Origin of the sequence: Leptolyngbya sp. GGD (genome assembly GCF_026735145.1) — a bacterium.
Lineage (GTDB): Bacteria > Cyanobacteriota > Cyanobacteriia > Leptolyngbyales > Leptolyngbyaceae > Leptolyngbya > Leptolyngbya boryana.
Map to the genome: position 1 here is coordinate 751,484 of NZ_JAPQKE010000002.1, position 16,030 is coordinate 767,513.

Annotated in this window: 22 protein-coding genes; 3 read left to right on the forward strand and 19 right to left on the reverse strand. The window is 48.3% G+C overall.

Features of this window, described 5'->3' with window-relative positions; genetic code table 11:
* Nucleotides 1-45: 45 nt before the first annotated feature.
* From rplX to OU814_RS12440, 16 genes are all read right to left on the reverse strand, one after another.
* Nucleotides 46-396 carry a 50S ribosomal protein L24 gene (rplX, locus tag OU814_RS12365; protein WP_017286250.1) on the reverse strand — a complete coding sequence of 117 codons (351 nt, stop codon included), beginning with the start codon at nucleotides 394-396 and terminating at the stop codon, nucleotides 46-48.
* Nucleotides 397-762, reverse strand: a complete 366-nt coding sequence (gene rplN, locus OU814_RS12370; protein ID WP_017286251.1) for a 50S ribosomal protein L14 — start codon at nucleotides 760-762, stop codon at nucleotides 397-399.
* A gap of 18 nt (nucleotides 763-780) precedes the next feature.
* A complete protein-coding gene (gene rpsQ / locus OU814_RS12375) occupies nucleotides 781-1,026 on the reverse strand; it encodes a 30S ribosomal protein S17 (RefSeq protein WP_017286252.1) in 246 nt (81 codons plus the stop codon).
* Between the two features lie 6 nt (nucleotides 1,027-1,032).
* The gene (rpmC, locus tag OU814_RS12380) at nucleotides 1,033-1,239 is read right to left on the reverse strand and encodes a 50S ribosomal protein L29 (RefSeq protein WP_017286253.1); all 207 of its coding nucleotides are present in this window, start codon (nucleotides 1,237-1,239) and stop codon (nucleotides 1,033-1,035) included.
* 3 nt (nucleotides 1,240-1,242) lie between these two features.
* Nucleotides 1,243-1,671, reverse strand: coding sequence for a 50S ribosomal protein L16 (gene rplP, locus OU814_RS12385; protein WP_026148407.1), 429 nt, complete (start codon nucleotides 1,669-1,671; stop codon nucleotides 1,243-1,245).
* A gap of 109 nt (nucleotides 1,672-1,780) precedes the next feature.
* On the reverse strand, nucleotides 1,781-2,533 hold the full coding sequence (rpsC, locus tag OU814_RS12390; RefSeq protein WP_017286255.1) for a 30S ribosomal protein S3: 753 nt from the start codon (nucleotides 2,531-2,533) through the stop codon (nucleotides 1,781-1,783).
* A 15-nt stretch (nucleotides 2,534-2,548) separates the two neighbouring features.
* On the reverse strand, nucleotides 2,549-2,908 hold the full coding sequence (gene rplV, locus OU814_RS12395) for a 50S ribosomal protein L22 (RefSeq protein ID WP_017286256.1): 360 nt from the start codon (nucleotides 2,906-2,908) through the stop codon (nucleotides 2,549-2,551).
* Between the two features lie 5 nt (nucleotides 2,909-2,913).
* Entirely contained in the window at nucleotides 2,914-3,192 is a 279-nt protein-coding gene (gene rpsS / locus OU814_RS12400) for a 30S ribosomal protein S19 (protein ID WP_017286257.1), read from the reverse strand.
* 18 nt (nucleotides 3,193-3,210) lie between these two features.
* Nucleotides 3,211-4,074: a 50S ribosomal protein L2 gene (rplB, locus tag OU814_RS12405; protein ID WP_017286258.1), complete on the reverse strand. Its 864-nt coding sequence runs from the start codon at nucleotides 4,072-4,074 to the stop codon at nucleotides 3,211-3,213.
* Between the two features lie 18 nt (nucleotides 4,075-4,092).
* The gene (locus OU814_RS12410; protein WP_017286259.1) at nucleotides 4,093-4,395 is read right to left on the reverse strand and encodes a 50S ribosomal protein L23; all 303 of its coding nucleotides are present in this window, start codon (nucleotides 4,393-4,395) and stop codon (nucleotides 4,093-4,095) included.
* Nucleotides 4,385-5,020: a 50S ribosomal protein L4 gene (gene rplD / locus OU814_RS12415; RefSeq protein WP_017286260.1), complete on the reverse strand. Its 636-nt coding sequence runs from the start codon at nucleotides 5,018-5,020 to the stop codon at nucleotides 4,385-4,387. Before rplD ends, OU814_RS12410 begins: the two co-directional genes overlap by 11 nt.
* 3 nt (nucleotides 5,021-5,023) lie before the next feature.
* Nucleotides 5,024-5,662, reverse strand: coding sequence for a 50S ribosomal protein L3 (rplC, locus tag OU814_RS12420; RefSeq protein WP_268183196.1), 639 nt, complete (start codon nucleotides 5,660-5,662; stop codon nucleotides 5,024-5,026).
* A 532-nt stretch (nucleotides 5,663-6,194) separates the two neighbouring features.
* Nucleotides 6,195-6,539, reverse strand: a complete 345-nt coding sequence (locus OU814_RS12425; protein ID WP_268183199.1) for a type II toxin-antitoxin system VapC family toxin — start codon at nucleotides 6,537-6,539, stop codon at nucleotides 6,195-6,197.
* A 6-nt stretch (nucleotides 6,540-6,545) separates the two neighbouring features.
* Nucleotides 6,546-6,839 (reverse strand): hypothetical protein, encoded by a 294-nt coding sequence (locus tag OU814_RS12430; protein WP_268183201.1) that lies wholly within the window; start codon nucleotides 6,837-6,839, stop codon nucleotides 6,546-6,548.
* Nucleotides 6,840-6,942: 103 nt separating this feature from the next.
* Entirely contained in the window at nucleotides 6,943-7,938 is a 996-nt protein-coding gene (locus tag OU814_RS12435; protein ID WP_268183203.1) for an aromatic ring-hydroxylating dioxygenase subunit alpha, read from the reverse strand.
* 303 nt (nucleotides 7,939-8,241) lie between these two features.
* The gene (locus OU814_RS12440; RefSeq protein ID WP_268183206.1) at nucleotides 8,242-10,704 is read right to left on the reverse strand and encodes a protein kinase domain-containing protein; all 2,463 of its coding nucleotides are present in this window, start codon (nucleotides 10,702-10,704) and stop codon (nucleotides 8,242-8,244) included.
* A gap of 556 nt (nucleotides 10,705-11,260) precedes the next feature.
* Here OU814_RS12440 and OU814_RS12445 point away from each other — a divergent pair.
* Nucleotides 11,261-11,767 carry a LabA-like NYN domain-containing protein gene (locus OU814_RS12445; protein WP_239741285.1) on the forward strand — a complete coding sequence of 169 codons (507 nt, stop codon included), beginning with the start codon at nucleotides 11,261-11,263 and terminating at the stop codon, nucleotides 11,765-11,767.
* Nucleotides 11,768-11,934: 167 nt separating this feature from the next.
* Nucleotides 11,935-13,548 carry a 2-isopropylmalate synthase gene (locus OU814_RS12450; RefSeq protein WP_017286267.1) on the forward strand — a complete coding sequence of 538 codons (1,614 nt, stop codon included), beginning with the start codon at nucleotides 11,935-11,937 and terminating at the stop codon, nucleotides 13,546-13,548.
* A 100-nt stretch (nucleotides 13,549-13,648) separates the two neighbouring features.
* Here the strand turns inward: OU814_RS12450 and OU814_RS12455 are convergent, their stop codons facing one another.
* The 3 genes from OU814_RS12455 to petG all read right to left on the reverse strand — a co-directional run bounded on the left by OU814_RS12455 (nucleotide 13,649) and on the right by petG (nucleotide 15,419).
* Nucleotides 13,649-14,467, reverse strand: coding sequence for a hypothetical protein (locus OU814_RS12455; RefSeq protein ID WP_268183211.1), 819 nt, complete (start codon nucleotides 14,465-14,467; stop codon nucleotides 13,649-13,651).
* A gap of 38 nt (nucleotides 14,468-14,505) precedes the next feature.
* The gene (locus OU814_RS12460; protein WP_268183213.1) at nucleotides 14,506-15,195 is read right to left on the reverse strand and encodes a DUF1361 domain-containing protein; all 690 of its coding nucleotides are present in this window, start codon (nucleotides 15,193-15,195) and stop codon (nucleotides 14,506-14,508) included.
* A 110-nt stretch (nucleotides 15,196-15,305) separates the two neighbouring features.
* Nucleotides 15,306-15,419: a cytochrome b6-f complex subunit V gene (gene petG / locus OU814_RS12465; protein ID WP_017286270.1), complete on the reverse strand. Its 114-nt coding sequence runs from the start codon at nucleotides 15,417-15,419 to the stop codon at nucleotides 15,306-15,308.
* A 223-nt stretch (nucleotides 15,420-15,642) separates the two neighbouring features.
* Between petG and OU814_RS12470 the strand changes: the two genes are divergently transcribed.
* Nucleotides 15,643-16,017 (forward strand): c-type cytochrome, encoded by a 375-nt coding sequence (locus OU814_RS12470; RefSeq protein WP_017286271.1) that lies wholly within the window; start codon nucleotides 15,643-15,645, stop codon nucleotides 16,015-16,017.
* The last annotated feature ends 13 nt before the right edge of the window (nucleotides 16,018-16,030 follow it).

A 16,030-nucleotide genomic window follows, 5' to 3' on the forward strand; every position in this document is an offset into this window, starting at 1 on the left:
TTAGTTCCTCCCTGGGCTTGGTCAGGGCTAAGTTAAGTTCAAGGGCTAATCAATGATTTCGCCAGTTTTGATCAGTTTGCGAACCTTGCGACCATCTTCGGTGAAGGTGTAGCAAACTCTGGATGCAACTTTTTGCTTTTCGGAATACAACATGACATTCGAGCTATGGATCGGAAATTCATAGGTCTCGATACTGCCCGATTCGCCTTCGCCTTTTGGCTTAACATGCTTGGTTTTGATGTTTACGCCTTTGACGATGACTTTGCTGAGTCTAGGGAAAGTGCGAACAACCTCGCCCACTTTACCCTTGTCGTTTCCAGAAATCACTTGTACAGTGTCACCCGTTTTAACGTGCATTTTCAGTGCAACGGGGGACTTTTTCTTCTTAAGTGCCATCTACAGCACCTCCGGAGCTAGAGATACGATTTTGGTGAAGTTCTTCTCACGAAGTTCACGAGCGACGGGTCCAAACACACGCGTGCCTCTGGGATTTCCGTCTGCGTTGATGATGACCGCTGCGTTGTCGTCGAACCGGATGCTCATGCCGCTGTCACGACGTAAAGTTTTCCGGGTGCGAACGATCACGGCTTTCACCACGTCCGACTTTTTCACTGCCATGTTCGGGGTTGCATCCTTCACGACAGCAACAATGACATCACCAATGCCGGCATAGCGACGATTGCCGCCCAACACGCGAATGCACATCAGTTTCCGTGCGCCGCTGTTGTCTGCCACATTGAGATAGGTTTCCTGCTGAATCATGTCCGTCTCCTAGTAGGGTTAGGCTTTGGTACTCAGGATCTCAAGCACAGCCCAGCGTTTGGTGCGGCTTAAGGGGCGAGTTTCTTGAATCCGAACGCGATCGCCTTCTTTGCACTTGTTTTCTTCGTCATGTGCTTTGTAGCGCTTGGTTCGGACTACGATTTTTCCGTATTTGGGATGCGCGGTACGGCTTTCGACCGCAACCACTACCGTTTTGTCCATTTTGTCGCTGACAATTACGCCAACTCTTTCTTTGACTGCCATTTGGGATTACTCACCTTTCAACTGTCGTTCACGTTCTACGGTCAAAAGCTGCGCGAGGCGGTGCTTAAGATGTTTGAACTGATGGGGTTTATCGAGTTGACGAGTCCCTTGCTGCATTCGGAGTTGAAATAGCTCTTTCTTGACAGCCAGAATTTGATCTGAGAGTTCCTCGTCTTTGAGTTCGCGTGCGTCCGCAATTTTTGGAAGTGCCATGATTTATGATTCCTCCTCGACGACTTGCTGACGGGTGATGAATTTAGTTTTGATCGGGAGTTTGTACTGGGCGAGTCGCATTGCTTCTCTTGCAGTTTCTTCGGGCACTCCTGCGATCTCGAACATGATCCGACCCGGTTTCACGACTGCAACCCAGTATTCAGGCGCACCTTTACCAGAACCCATCCGGGTTTCTGCGGCACGTGCAGTGACGGGTTTGTCAGGGAAAATCCGAATCCAGATTTGTCCACCCCGGCGGATGTAGCGCGTCATCGCTCGACGGCTAGCTTCAATTTGGCGCGATGTGATCCAGGTTGGCTCTAGGGCTTGTAAGCCGAAGTCACCGAAGTTGAGTTGACTTCCGCGTGTCGCCAATCCTCGCATCCGACCGCGCTGCTGCTTACGGAATTTTGTTCTTCTTGGGCTTAACATTGGTCGATACCTGTAAGGTCTGTGGGTGGGGAGTGGGGAGTGGGGAGTGGGGAGAGCAAGATTCCGCTTTGACAGTCTCTTGTCTCCCTACCCCTACTCCCCGCTGTTTCTACCCTTCATTCGATCGGTCTTCAAAACGCTGACGACGCTGCTGGCGACGACGGGGCTGTTGGTTCGGCGCAACGACTTCTGCTTCGCGCTCTTGTCCGGGTAGGATTTCTCCCTTAAATACCCAGATTTTGATCCCCAACGTTCCGTAGATCGTTTGTGCAGTGGTGTAAGCGTAGTCAATATCTGCTCTCAAGGTGTGCAGGGGAACTCGACCTTCGCGAGTCCACTCTGGACGGGCAATTTCAGCTCCGTTCAGACGACCACTCACTTGGATCTTGATTCCTTCAATGCCAGCCCGCTGAGCGCGTTGGATTGCTTGACGAACGACACGGCGGAACGAAACCCGACGCTCGAGTTGTTCAGCAATGTACTCTCCAATCAACATTGCATCGGCATCGACTCTCGCTACTTCCACCACGTTGATGCGGATTTGACGATCGCTGTTGCCCAATACTTGCTGAAGGTTTGTTCTCAACACTTCAATTCCAGCACCACCGCGTCCAACAACAACGCCGGGGCGAGAGGTCCGAATTTCTAAATCAATCTGGTCAGCTTTCCGCTCGACTCGGATTTCGGAGATCCCGGGCTTCTTCAAGTTGTCCAGATTCTTCGGATTCTTCATGAAGAAATTCCGAATCTTGTGGTCTTCTTGCAGCAGTTCGGGATAGCGATCGGCTTCTGCAAACCAGCGCGATCGGTGTTCTTTAATCACACCCAGCCGAAATCCATTGGGGTTAATCTTTTGTCCCATTTTGGTTGTTCTCCCTTATGAATCTGCGCCTGGAGCAACACCGATCGTGATGTGACACGTCGGTTTGCGGATTTGATATGCCCGCCCTTGTGCTCTCGGCCTAAACCGCTTTAGCACAGGTCCTTGGTCAGCATAAGCCTGACTGACAACCAAGCTTCCCCGGTTTAATCCTTCGTTATGCTCAGCGTTGGCTGCCGCCGATCGTAAAACCTTCAAGACAGGCTCACACGCGCGATACGGCATGAATTCTAGGATAATCAGCGCTTCCCGATAGGAACGACCGCGAATTTGATCCAGAACTCGACGCACCTTAAAAGGTGACATCCGAATGTACTTGGCTACTGCCTTAACTTCTCCTTGGATTTGTGTCGCCATTGTTTCTATCTCCGCGATTTCTTATCGCCGCCGCCATGTCCCCGGTAAGTCCGAGTCGGCGCAAATTCACCTAGCTTATGTCCAACCATTTGTTCGCTCACATAGACTGGAACATGAGTTTTGCCGTTGTGTACGCCAAAGGTCATGCCAATCATCTGCGGCAAAATGGTGGACGCTCTCGACCAAGTTTTGATCACTTGGTTGTCTCCTTTTGCCCGTGCTGCTTCCACTTTCTTCATCAAGTGGTCTGCAATAAAGGGACCTTTTTTCAATGAACGTGCCATCGTTTATCGTCTCCTTAACTACGATTCGCGTCCGCCACGTCCGCGCTTAGAAGTCTTACGACGACGACGCACGATCAAGGCGCTGCTGAGTTTCTTCTTGTTGCGAGTCTTCGCACCCAAAGCGGGTTTACCCCAAGGTGTAACAGGACCAGAACGTCCAATGGGCGCGCGTCCTTCACCACCACCATGTGGGTGATCCACTGGGTTCATTACACTACCACGAACTTCAGGACGACGACCTAAATGACGTTTCCGACCTGCTTTTCCTAAGCTCTGGTTGCGGTGCTCGGTGTTGCCCACCTGTCCGATCGTGGCGTAACACTCTTTGCGAACTTTGCGAACTTCAGTCGAAGGCAGTTTTAAGGTGACATAGTCGCCTTCTTTCGCGAACACTTGAGCCGCAGCACCTGCAGCACGAACAATCTGTCCGCCTTTACCCGGTTGAAGCTCAACGTTGTGAACGATCGTACCGAGAGGAATATTCTCTAAAGGCAACGCGTTTCCAACTTCGATCGGTGCATCTGCACCCGCTTGTACTTTCGTTCCCACTTGCAATCCGACTGGATGTAAGATGTAACGCTTTTCGCCGTCCGTGTAGTACAGCAATGCGATGCGAGCGTTGCGGTTCGGATCGTATTCGATCGCAGCAACGTTCGCGACGACTCCACGCTTGTCGCGTTTGAAGTCGATGATTCGATAGAGTTTTTTGTGACCGCCGCCCCGGTGACGACAGGTGATCACGCCTCGGTTGTTCCGTCCTTTCTTGCGGTGCTTGTATGTCACCAAAGACTTTTCGGGTTCCGATTTCGTGACTTCCGCGAAGTCAGTCACGCTGCGTTGGCGAGTGCCGGGGGTATAGGGTCGATAATTTCGGATGCCCATAACTTGCTCTCTTGGTGGTTATACTTGTTCGGGGAACAGCGTGATCGAATCGCCTTCTGCAAGGGTGACGATCGCTTTTTTGTAGGTGGGTTTGTACCCGATGTACTTGCCGACCCGTTTCTTCTTGCGAGGAAGATTCATGGTGCTGATTCCAGTCACCTTGACATCGAATAAGTATTCGATCGCGGCTCTGATTTCAGGCTTGGATGCTTTGGGCATCACTTCAAACGTGTATTGATTCAGTTCTAGTAACCGAGTCGCCTTTTCCGTAATCAGCGGACGGCGAATCAGATCGGCTAGGTTGCGGGGATCAGTCTTCACCGTACACCTCCTGGATTTTTTCTAATGCGGCAGATGTCGCAACAATATGATCTGCGTGCAGCAAGTCATACACATTGAGGTTGTTTGCTGAGATCAGCCTCAGTCTTTCAACGTTGCGAGCCGAGAGATAAACATTATCATCGCGTTCAGCCACGATCATCAAGACTTTCGATCCCGCTTCAACACCCCAACGAGACAGCGCTGCAACTAATTCTTTCGTTTTCGGGCGCGGCAGCTTTGCTGCAAAGTCCTGCACGACGATCAAATCTTCTGCGCGTCCTTGGAATGCCGTTCTCAGCGCTAGACGGCGCTCTTTCCGGTTCATTTTGATCGAGTAATCTCTGGGTTTTGGTCCAAAGATCACACCGCCCCCTCTCCACAGCGGAGAACGGCTCGAACCTGCACGGGCACGACCAGTTCCTTTCTGTCTCCAAGGCTTGCGTCCACCACCGCGCACTTCCGATCGCGTTTTGGTTGAAGCATTACCTTGACGTACATTCGCCAACTGACGAACCACAGCACGGTGCAGAATGCCAGCTGCACTTTCGGGTCTTGCGGTTTTTAATTCGATTGCGGCAGTTCCCGACTCTTTGCCGTCCCAATCTTTTACTTTAAAGTCTGCCATTGTCTATTTGCTCCCGACGATCGTAGCGGGCACGATTTCTACCAGCGCACCGGGTTTTCCAGGAACTGCACCTTTGATCAAGATCAAGTTGCGTTCTGCATCGACGCGCACGATGGTCAACTTCCGAACTGTGGTACGAGTTCCACCTAAGCGACCTGCCATGCGCTTCCCAGGATAAACCCGTCCAGGAGTTGTACCTGCTCCAGTCGAACCTGGTTCACGGTGGTTTTTAGAACCGTGCGACATTGGACCTCTGGCAAAATTGTGACGTTTCTGATAACCGGCGAACCCACGTCCGATGCTAGTTCCAACCACGTCTACAATTTGACCTGCCTCAAACAAATCAGCTTTCAATTGCTGACCGAGGGTGTAGTCTCCTGCGTTATCGACTCGATATTCCATCAAGTGGCGCAGAGGCGGAGATTCTGATTTTTTCAGATGACCAAGCGCGGGCTTGTTCAATGCTTTCTCGGTACATTCGCCATATCCGATTTGGATTGCAGAATATCCGTCTGTTTCTTTAGTTTTTACCTGCGTCACGGGGCAAGGACCTGCCTGAATGATGGTAACGGGGATTGCTCTCCGCTGTTCATCAAACACTTGTGTCATGCCCAGTTTCGTGCCGACAATTCCGACAGCCACTGTTTTTCTCCTGTTTTACACGTTATGCAGAATCAGCGAACCCAACGATCGCCGCTCTGCGTCTCAAGTCACTCCAACGGATCCACGGTCGGACAACCAGAAGAATCTTGCCCCAAGGAGATTGGAGGCAGCGGATTCCGCGTTTTTAAGTTGGTTTCTTCAAGCATTTATCGAAAAGCTGATAGTGCATCTGCTCTGAAAATGCGATTTCCGATCGGACTTAAGTAGGGTTGCTACTCAGTTTCCAGGAGTCGGAATCTACTCGCGAAGAAAGACTGATTTGGCTCAGCTTCTTGCTCGAAGGGTTGCAAGTTCTGGGAGGCTTTACTGTGCGCTCAAGCACACATAAAAATGCTCTCGGAGTTTTATCCAGAGAGATTTCCCGGAAATTGCCCAACTGAATTTTAGCGACAATTAAACACTATAGGACACAATTGGCAAAACTGTCTAGAAATTTTTCAGAGTGAGAACGGGAGGAAAATTAAGAAGTCACCAACCGTAAATTAGAAGTGTCGCGAAAGTCTTTGATATTCTATGTGGCTAGAGGTAAATCATGCCGGAGAGCTGTCGCTGCGATCCAGGCATCTTGGGGTGAAATGGGCCGTCCGATAACGTGTCGCTCAGCCCGAACTTTTGCCCATTCCTGACAAAGCAGTTCATCGCTTGGAATAATGATGTAATTCAGAAGAGACTGCTTTAGCTGCTCAAGACGACGTTCTCCCCACTGACGCAGAATTGCCCACTGATAGAGTTCAGCAACTGTCACAAATGAGATGGCTAAATCATGACCATTCAGAAGTGGAAGATATGGAGTAGCGTAGTCACTCGCCTTGAAGATGAAGGAAGCAATATCAGTGTCAATCAGAAGCAGGTTCATAGAACATTAGGTCGCTTGACGCTGTTGCTGTAAGAATGCGAGAAAGTCTTCAATCGAGTCTGCCTCAGGAAAGATACCTGCACCAAAAGCTTTCAAGTTACTCGCATTAAATGTTTGGGGGTTTTGACTCGCACGAAGTTGCTGAAGTGTCAGCCCTTGCCGAAATTGTTTGTCAAGTACTTTCAGATCAACTTGAGAGTCTTCTATCGTGTCATTTTGAAGAATTTGCAGGAGTTGTTGGCGCTCTGTAGGAGAGAGGGGTTGGATAGCCGCGATCGCGGCTTCGAGGTGTGGAGTCATGATGCAATTCTCCGTCAGTACTTAGGTCTATTTTAGATAAAGAGATAGCACTAGCCATTCTGTTGACCCTTGCAACGACAAACAGAGATTTGCTTTGCTTGAGCTAGACTACGATCGTTGTTGACGATCGCAATGTACCGTAAGTTACTCCCAGTTGTTTGAGCCACTTTCGGTAGGCGAGGGAAGCGCGATCGCTCGGCAAGTGAAATTCTGTCTGTCCATCCAGGGGCAACCGTTTTGGACGATGCGATTCTAAATTTCCGACATCTTGCAGCATGACCTCATCCTGAAACGCCTCCATCTCTGCTTCGGATAGGTGATGAGCATAGTTCAATGCTCCCCATACCCACCCAAGACATTCTTCTTCAGAAACAGGAGTCATGTAAGTTAAAAGCACCATCGTTTGACCATCTTCCCGTTTCTTCATCAGGGCAGCAGTTAAGGGGCGGAGCGTCCAATATTCGTAAGTAGCAATGCCTCCTTGCCCAGTTCCATCAGGATCAGGCTGCCAGACCTGAATATTCTTCATGTAAATGCCTGTATCGATCGAATGTACCTCATAGTCTTCGATCACAGGTTGACTAGGTTCTCCTAAAATTCCGGCATGGACAAACGGAAAATGAGCTACATCGAGAAAATTCTCAATGGCTCGCAATCCACTACAGCGACAGTAATGCCCACCGCTGAGGTAGGTCTGAAATGTCGGATCATTCCATTCAGGAAACGGAGCAACTGATGTAGGCGGGTTGCCGAGCGCAACGAAAACGACCCCATACTGTTCTTGTACCGCAAACGATTTCACACAGGCTTGTTTTGGTGGGACATAGTTGGGATGAGCCGGGACTTTAACACATTGTCCTGCTGAGTTGTAAGCTAAGCCATGATAAGGACAGACCAGCGTGTTATCTACTACAGTGCCATTGGAAAGTTGCACACTTCGATGTGGACAGCGATCTTCCCAAGCCATTGCACCTGTGTTCTGCCCGCGCCAAAGGACTAAATCAGTGCCAAGTAGCCGCGATCGCAGAATGGTTCCAGGTTTGAGATCAGTCGATCGAGCAACGGGATGCCAGTCATTCCACAGAATCGGATCAATCATAGGATTCGCTTCACTAATATGGTTCTTTGAGATGAGGAAATCCTGAATGCTATCAGTGTCTGACTAGCACCTTATCCACGACGGGTAGATTCGAGAGCCTTGGAATTGCTTTCATTGAGCACCGGGAATTTATGCAGGATGAAGTTACTAAAAGCAAATTTACTCTTTCCTCTGATTCTCTGTCTGTAAAGAAAGTAACGGGGGTTAGGCTTTGTTCTTGTTGGACAATCGTGCCTCTCGATAACTGATAGCACCCATTTGGAGGCTATCAGAGCAGCATAAATCCGCGCTAAAAAGTAAATTTCAGACTTCTGGTGGTGCTTCAGTGGGGGGTAGCTCCTCTTCACCAAAGGTTTCGGGCCAGGGGCGAGTTGTTGTCACATCTTCTTCGATCTCCATTGCAGCCGCAACAAAGAATTCTGGAGGGAGCGTTAATGTTGAAAGATTCGTCAGTTGAGCCAGATCCTCGATCGCGCTTTTTGCAGATTGATATCTTGATCGATAATCACGATGGACTAACTTCGACAGAATAGCAGCGAGGGAACCACTGACAATTGCGCGATCGCGCCAAGCAATTTCTCCTGTCTCTGGATCTTCTTGCAATTGGCTAGGAGGTAATCCAGTCAGTGCCTGAATGCCGATCATTCCGACCGCATACAAATCACTGTTTAATCGAGGATTCCCTGCACATTGTTCGGGTGGCATATACCCTTGAGTCCCAATCCCGATCGTCGCTGTTGCAATATCGCCTTCAGCCAGTTGTTGATGAAGTTCTTTAACGGCTCCAAAGTCGATGAGGACGAGCTTTTTATCGCGCGATCGCACAATGATATTACTGGGTTTAATATCCCGGTGAATCACATTTCGACTGTGAACGAAATCGAGGATTTGTAAGAGATCTTGCAGCAAAGGAACAATGCGAGATTCCGGCAGATGTCGCCCGATTGTGAGATCTTCACTCAGCATCGAACCTGCAATGAATTCTTGAATGAGATAAAACTCTCCATCCTCCTCAAAGTAAGCCAGCAATCGAGGGATCTGATCGTGTTCGCCTAATCGCTCTAAGCTCTGGGCTTCAGATCTAAACAAGCGACGAGCAAGCTGTAAATGTCGAGGATTGTTACTCGCTGGACGCAAATGTTTGACTACACAAGCTGGATTGCCAGGACGTTGACTATCTTCTGCAATGTAGGTTTCACCAAAGCCACCTGAACCGAGAACTTTAGTAATCTTGTAGCGTCCGCCAAGCTGTTTCCCTAAAATTTCTTGCTCATGCTCTTGGAGTAGAGTCTGAAACTCTTCTTGATCTCGAATCAGTTCTTGCACTAAGGGTGCTCTGGCAAATTGTTTGAGCGTCTTGCGGAAAGCTAATTTGTTGCGGTACTCATGCGCTAGACCCGTCCCCAAGAAGGAAACTCCGGTGAGGAGCATAGCCGCGATCGGCACAGCGATCGGTAAAATCATCAAGCCCTGCGTGAATGTCGCATATCCGATTCCTGCCCAAAAGAGCGCAATTGCTCCTGCCCAACCGAGTCTTCCTGTTGGACGTTTGGTTTGCATTTGCAAAAATCCAGCACTCAGGACTAATCCCGCGATCGCGAGTCCAGCAAGACTGGAATTCGGAAATGCATTGCGAATCGATTTATTCTCGAGCAGAGTTGCGATCGCATTGGCATTCAGTTCAATTCCAGGCATCATCCCAACGGCAGTATTCAAACTAGGGCTGATATTGGAAGCGGTAACTCCAATTAGCACAATTTTGTCTTTGAAAACCTGTCCTCGTTTGAGAAAATCGCTATTCCAATTCTCTTCTGATAAAACATTCCAAAATGGAATCGTCGTCCGACTGAATGTGCCATCACCGCCATGCAAAAAGAGATTTTCTCCTCGTGCAGTTGAAGGCGGTAGGTTCGCCGATCGCAAAACCGCATTTGCAAACGGCAAAATCTTTTCCTCATCAAACAATGCCGCCATTTCAGGAGACGATCGCACCTTCTGCACTGCCGCACTGCCTAAGCGATGAATCTTCTCGTTAGCCTCTTTTGGATACTCAATCAATCCATAGGAAATATTCGCGGCTCGGAACGGACAAAATGGCAGCGATAGCCGCATTTGTTCACCTTGGCGATTATCTAGACGGCTGGTTTCGACCGCTAAAGTAATTCGCCCACCATAGCGTTGTAAAACTTGCTGGAGTTGGCGATCGTCTTCTGCAAGTTTCTGATTCGGTTGAGTACAATCTGTCGAAACCTCAGTTTCACCAAAGCTCGGCAAATCCAGAATTAAGTCCACTCCAACAGCTTTTGCTCCAGATTGCATGACTCGATCAATCGCTTTTGCATAGGCAGAGCGTCGAGGTAAGCGACCTGATCCTGAAAGTTGCAGCAGCGTTTCATCATCGATCGCCAAAATCACAATCTTATCCGGAGTCGCAACTGCTCCTCGGATACGCAACATAGCACTCTGAATCTGGCGCTCCCAGTATTGAGCAGATTCGGGTTCGATCGCAGTGACCAGACCTGCAACCAATGCCCACAAAACCAGGCAGCCCTGCCCCAATCGAATAAATTTGGTGTCCTTCTTAGTCGGCGATTCTGTTGGGGCGATTGCGCGATCGATTGAATCGTCCTCTAGCGGCATGGTCTCAGTCGTCAAGTCTCCTGGCTGCTTCACCGTCGTCTGCTGAAACAAACCAGACCGTAACCCTGATTTTAGGGTGAGCGTCAACGCCTGAAATAATCCAGCAGGAGAAACTTTCTTTGACATCTTAGATACAGTCGCACTCAACAAACCGGGACGTTTGATCAATCACACAAAATCGCTTAAGTCAGGACGGTTTTCGATCGAACTTGTTCTATCCCTAATCATACGAGTAGAAGCTAACGCCTCGTCGAATGCAATACTGATAATCTGACTGTTAAGATCTATCTAATTGCCGAGGAACTGCCGCGATCGCTCACGTTCACTAAAGTAAAGGTCTATTCCCTATTGCTGTATAAATCTAATTTAAAATGTTAGGAAAACTCCGCCACATCCAGATGAATCGTGTCAGCTGTCCCTCACTTTGGTTTTATCTGTTACTAAAACAAAGTGGATTTATTCAAGGACAACTGACGATTGAAGCCGATTAGAAGCTGCGACCTATCGCACTTGTAACGGAGAAATGTCAGTATTTATCCATAAATCGAGTCGCGCACTAAATCTGAATTCCGTGGAATTCTAAGTTTTTTTAGTCCGCTCTCAGTTTTCCGTTGCTAGAATTAATTATTCACATATCTTGCTTATACAAGTTCTACGTTCTCTAGCTTCTATGCATTACTCAATGAACCGTCTCTCTATTTTTGTAGACGGAAACAATATGTTCTATGCCCAACAAAAAAACGGCTGGTTCTTTGATCCAAAACGTGTTTTAGAGTATTTTACTTCTGAAAAGAACGTTGAGCTAATTAATGCTTATTGGTACACCGGATTGAAAGATCCCCAAGACCAGCGGGGCTTCCGAGATGCTTTGATTAGTTTGGGCTATACGGTTCGGACAAAGATTCTCAAGGAGTATTATGACGATACTTCGGGTCGATATTCGCAGAAAGCGAATCTTGATATCGAGATCGTTGTGGATATGTTTAACACGGTCGAGCAATACGATCGCGTGATTTTATTCAGCGGCGATGGCGATTTTGAGCGTGCGATCGAACAACTCCGCTCGAAAAACACCCACATTACGGTGGTTTCGACAGAAGGAATGATTGCGCGTGAGCTTCGGAATGTCACCGATCGATATATTGATCTCAACGACATTCGCGATCGCATCGAAAAGGCTGAATATTAGTCAACATTTCATCACGCGATTCATCGGCGTACTACAAAAAGCGCTACAATCACTACAGAAATTCTGACAGGATCTATGCCCGAAGGCTGAAATGCTATTCGGGCATCGGTTTTAGCAGAATTTGATTGTTTCTCTACAAAAAATACACTCCAAAAAACAGTCGAGCTATGAACGCATCTAAATCTGACGATCGCATTCTGATTTTCGATACCACCTTGCGCGATGGCGAGCAGTGCCCCGGCGCAACCCTTAACGTGGATGAAAAACTTACGATCGCGCGTCAGCTTGCTCGACTCGGAGTTGACATTATTGAAGCTGGATTTGCTTTTGCTAGCCCTGGAGACTTCGAGGCGGTTCAGAAAATTGCCCAAGCCGTAGGTACACCGGAAGGGCCGACGATTTGTAGCTTGGCTCGTGCGATTCCGGCCGATATCAAAGCGGCAGCCGAAGCGCTCAAACCCGCTGCAAAACCTAGAATTCACACCTTTATCTCGACCTCTGATATCCACTTGGAATATCAGCTCAAGAAATCCCGCGCAGAAGTTTTAGCGATCGCTGAAGAAATGGTCGCTTACGCGAAATCGTTTGTCGATGATGTGGAATTTTCGCCAATGGATGCAGCCCGTTCCGACCCTGAGTATCTGTATCAGGTGTTAGAACGCGCGATCGCAGCAGGCGCAAAAACCATCAACATTCCCGATACGGTTGGGTACATGACTCCGAGCGAATTTGGGGACATGATTCGCGGCATCAAAGAAAACGTTCCCAATGTCGATCAAGCGATTATTTCTGTGCATGGTCACAATGATTTGGGCTTAGCGGTCGCCTGCTTCCTCGAAGCGGTGAAAAATGGAGCACGTCAGCTTGAATGTACGATCAACGGCATTGGCGAACGGGCTGGAAATGCCTCGCTCGAAGAACTGGTCATGGCGCTGCACGTGCGGCGATCGTATTTCAATCCTTATCTCGGTCGTCCGGTTGAATCGGAAACGCCTTTGACTGGAATTCATACGCAAGAGATTTACAAAACCTCGCGTTTGGTTTCGAGTTTGACAGGAATGTTGGTTCAGCCGAACAAAGCGATCGTCGGAGCGAATGCGTTCGCGCATGAGTCGGGCATTCACCAAGATGGAATGCTGAAAAATCGGCAGACCTACGAGATCATGGATGCGAAAACGATCGGGCTAAACGATACGCTACTCGTCTTGGGCAAACACTCGGGACGGAATGCGTTCCGCTCTCGCTTGGGCGAACTAGGATTTGAACTGACCGACCAAGAACTGAACAAAGCGTTTGTTCGGTTCAAAGAATTGGCGGATAAAAAGAAAGAAGTCACCGATCGCGATTTGGAATCGATCGTCAATGACGAAGTTCAGCATGTGCCGGAGTTGTTCCGTTTAGAACTCGTTCAGGTTTCTTGCGGCGATTCAGCTTGTCCGACCGCAACCGTGCGCTTAATTACTCCGGATGGAGATGAGCTAACGGATGCAGCTACCGGAACAGGGCCAGTCGATGCAGTTTACAAAGCGATCAATCGAGTCGTAAATGTGCCGAATCAATTGATCGAGTTCTCGGTGCAGTCTGTCACCGCAGGCATTGATGCGATCGGGGAAGTTACGATTCGATTGAAATATGGCGATCGTGTTTTCTCAGGTCGTGCTGCGAACACGGATATTATCGTGGCATCGGCTCAAGCTTATGTAAACGCCCTGAATCGTCTGTATGCTTCCTTGCAAACTGCGGATAGTCAGCAGGTGATTGCATCTCAAACGACGGTCTAAATAGACAATTGATCTTTGAATCCCCTCAAGTCCTCTTTGAATCAGGAGACTTCAGGGGATTCTTTTCAAGTTTGGGTCAGCCAAATCCTTGAATTGGGTATCAATCGCCATACCCTGATTCTTTCAAAAACTTCCGCAAGTTCACGAAATACTCTTCACGATCGCTTTCCTGATAAACCTGCCGTAACCGCTTCCAGCCGTCCTCTTGCTGACCAAGCAAATACTTATCTGCCAAGTAAGCTGCCAAAATCCCCCGCACATCGGCATCGTTCCCCTTCACTTCCTGATACGCTTGCCAGAGCCGATAGGCATGACTATGAATGAGCTTGGGATATGTGCGAGTCACATCGATCATCTTGCCATTCTCAAACCGCCAAATCTGAATCGGAAACGCTGAGGCTGCATAGCTCGTAAACGCATAGGCAAAGCTATCATTCGCGCTCATAAATTCGACTTTTCCATCTCTCTCCAAATCTTGCAGTTGATAGCCCAAATTCCCCCAAAATGCCCGTGACTCAACATATTGCTGCTGCTTCGCATCGTAGTGATAGATCAGCGAATACGTGCAGCAATGCGCGCCACCTGTAAAGAAATCGAGAATCACTTCAGGCTCTTGGTCGCCGTTGAGGTCACGCACCAGGAAACTATCTTGATCTTCTGCATTCCAATCCAGCAGGGGTCGATCGTATTCTTCAGAGCCAGGAGCCTTGTCAAAAACAGTTTGATTGGAGCGCTGAATTTTCAAGCGCAGATTTTGAACTTGCGGAAATTCGTCAGGCTTGCGATCGCGCTCATACGACAATTCTGCTTTCACATTGCCTTGCTGAACGGTCTTAGTGACCGTTTCTGCCCGAACCGAAGCCACCGCCATCCCAAACACACCAATTCCCGCCAACACGATCGCCCGGATAGTCATCATAAAAAAATGCAGTCTCAGAAACTGCATTTAACTACCATTCACGAGTTCGGAATTACGAATTGCGATCGTTCGGGTTGCGGACGAAATTTCCAGTAGTGTGACATCGCAAAATGCAGCGGTTTTACCAGCGCATACAGCAGAGTCAAAATGATGAACGTAATGACAATCGTGATCATCGGTTGTCGATCAAACACATCTCCAACCAGGCTAGCTGCCACATCGTTCCAATGCGTCAAAATATTCCAGCTATTGAAGCGTAAAAAGCGCCCGAGAAAAATCCCGATCGCGCTCAGTGCATGTAAAGTTAATTCCATCGGGAAAACATAGTGTCTTAACCCGCGCTGTTTCAAATAATATCCAGCATTCATTAATGACATCACATACGCTTCAAATCCCGCTGTCAGGAATACAACAAACAACGGAACATAAATGAGGGTAACAACCCAAATCGAAGCACCTGCACGCACCCAGTTCACAAAATGAATAATATCAGTGAGAATATAGGGCGCATTAGGAAGAAATGCGACAAAGACTGCAACTCCAAGCCACCAGAATAAGGAGCGGTGACGATATTCGATCGCCGTTTTCACGATAGGTGTTCGTCGAAACAGAAACACGCTCAAAACCAAAGGGATAAATGCTAGGAAAAGGTTCCAGCCTATCCAATCTGCATGATTCACGACTGTCCGGATCGCTTCTGAAACCAACAACTTGATCGAAAAGTCCATAATTCAGTATTGAGAAATTACTTTTGATGCAAATTTAACGGCTCGATTTGTCGATCGTATGACAACCCCATAAAAAAACCCCGGAGATTTTCCGGGGTTCCTCTGAATGATTAGAGATTGAGTTGGTTTCCGCGACGATATTGGGTGTAAGCGGCAACAAACAAACCTGCTAACGTGACAGGCACTAATCCCAGCACGATGCCAAGCAAAATTGGCTCAACCATGTCTGAACTCTCCTCAGTTTGTAAGATTTTGAAACTTAAATCATGAAGGTTTCTTTATTCCTATCTTAGCCCCTCTTGTAGCTCCAACGCTGAAACACCTTTTATTCTCCAGAACTTTTGCAAGATTACAGATTTGGGTGCAGCAGGGGTTCCCGAAAGTTGTTAAAATCTGTTTAGTAAATGAGTGAATATTTTTTACAGTCCTTTTCCTTGATATCCTCTTTTGAACGAGCAACTTGTCAAATCTGAAGGGTTATCCCAAAGAATTATTACGATCGTGCTAGTGGTCTGTTTTGCGATCGTAGTGGCGCTTTTGGGTGCAACCCGATTGCACCGACCTGACCCCTATGTTCAGGAGGTGTTATCACTGCATGGGGATTCAGTTCAAGGTCATGCGATTTTTCAGATTAACTGTGCTGGATGTCATGGAATCATGGCAGATGGCAAAGTTGGTCCTAGTCTGAAAAATGTTTCTGATCGAAAATCTCCTCCCCGTCTGATCAAGCAGGTGATCAGCGGACAGACTCCTCCCATGCCCAAATTTCAGCCTAGCCCACAAGAAATGGCAGATTTGCTGAGCTATTTAGAGAGTCTCTAGCAAGCTCCACAAT

Excerpts from the sequence above, each read along its gene's own strand:
- rplX (WP_017286250.1), bottom strand. The coding sequence starts at position 396 with ATGGCACTTAAGAAGAAAAAGTCCCCCGTTGCACTGAAAATGCACGTT.
- rplN (WP_017286251.1), bottom strand. The coding sequence starts at position 762 with ATGATTCAGCAGGAAACCTATCTCAATGTGGCAGACAACAGCGGCGCA.
- rpsQ (WP_017286252.1), bottom strand. The coding sequence starts at position 1,026 with ATGGCAGTCAAAGAAAGAGTTGGCGTAATTGTCAGCGACAAAATGGAC.
- rpmC (WP_017286253.1), bottom strand. The coding sequence starts at position 1,239 with ATGGCACTTCCAAAAATTGCGGACGCACGCGAACTCAAAGACGAGGAA.
- rplP (WP_026148407.1), bottom strand. The coding sequence starts at position 1,671 with ATGTTAAGCCCAAGAAGAACAAAATTCCGTAAGCAGCAGCGCGGTCGG.
- rpsC (WP_017286255.1), bottom strand. The coding sequence starts at position 2,533 with ATGGGACAAAAGATTAACCCCAATGGATTTCGGCTGGGTGTGATTAAA.
- rplV (WP_017286256.1), bottom strand. The coding sequence starts at position 2,908 with ATGGCGACACAAATCCAAGGAGAAGTTAAGGCAGTAGCCAAGTACATT.
- rpsS (WP_017286257.1), bottom strand. The coding sequence starts at position 3,192 with ATGGCACGTTCATTGAAAAAAGGTCCCTTTATTGCAGACCACTTGATG.
- rplB (WP_017286258.1), bottom strand. The coding sequence starts at position 4,074 with ATGGGCATCCGAAATTATCGACCCTATACCCCCGGCACTCGCCAACGC.
- rplD (WP_017286260.1), bottom strand. The coding sequence starts at position 5,020 with ATGGCAGACTTTAAAGTAAAAGATTGGGACGGCAAAGAGTCGGGAACT.
- OU814_RS12425 (WP_268183199.1), bottom strand. The coding sequence starts at position 6,539 with ATGAACCTGCTTCTGATTGACACTGATATTGCTTCCTTCATCTTCAAG.
- OU814_RS12430 (WP_268183201.1), bottom strand. The coding sequence starts at position 6,839 with ATGACTCCACACCTCGAAGCCGCGATCGCGGCTATCCAACCCCTCTCT.
- OU814_RS12435 (WP_268183203.1), bottom strand. The coding sequence starts at position 7,938 with ATGATTGATCCGATTCTGTGGAATGACTGGCATCCCGTTGCTCGATCG.
- OU814_RS12440 (WP_268183206.1), bottom strand. The coding sequence starts at position 10,704 with ATGTCAAAGAAAGTTTCTCCTGCTGGATTATTTCAGGCGTTGACGCTC.
- OU814_RS12445 (WP_239741285.1), top strand. The coding sequence starts at position 11,261 with ATGAACCGTCTCTCTATTTTTGTAGACGGAAACAATATGTTCTATGCC.
- OU814_RS12450 (WP_017286267.1), top strand. The coding sequence starts at position 11,935 with ATGAACGCATCTAAATCTGACGATCGCATTCTGATTTTCGATACCACC.
- OU814_RS12455 (WP_268183211.1), bottom strand. The coding sequence starts at position 14,467 with ATGATGACTATCCGGGCGATCGTGTTGGCGGGAATTGGTGTGTTTGGG.
- OU814_RS12460 (WP_268183213.1), bottom strand. The coding sequence starts at position 15,195 with ATGGACTTTTCGATCAAGTTGTTGGTTTCAGAAGCGATCCGGACAGTC.
- petG (WP_017286270.1), bottom strand. The coding sequence starts at position 15,419 with ATGGTTGAGCCAATTTTGCTTGGCATCGTGCTGGGATTAGTGCCTGTC.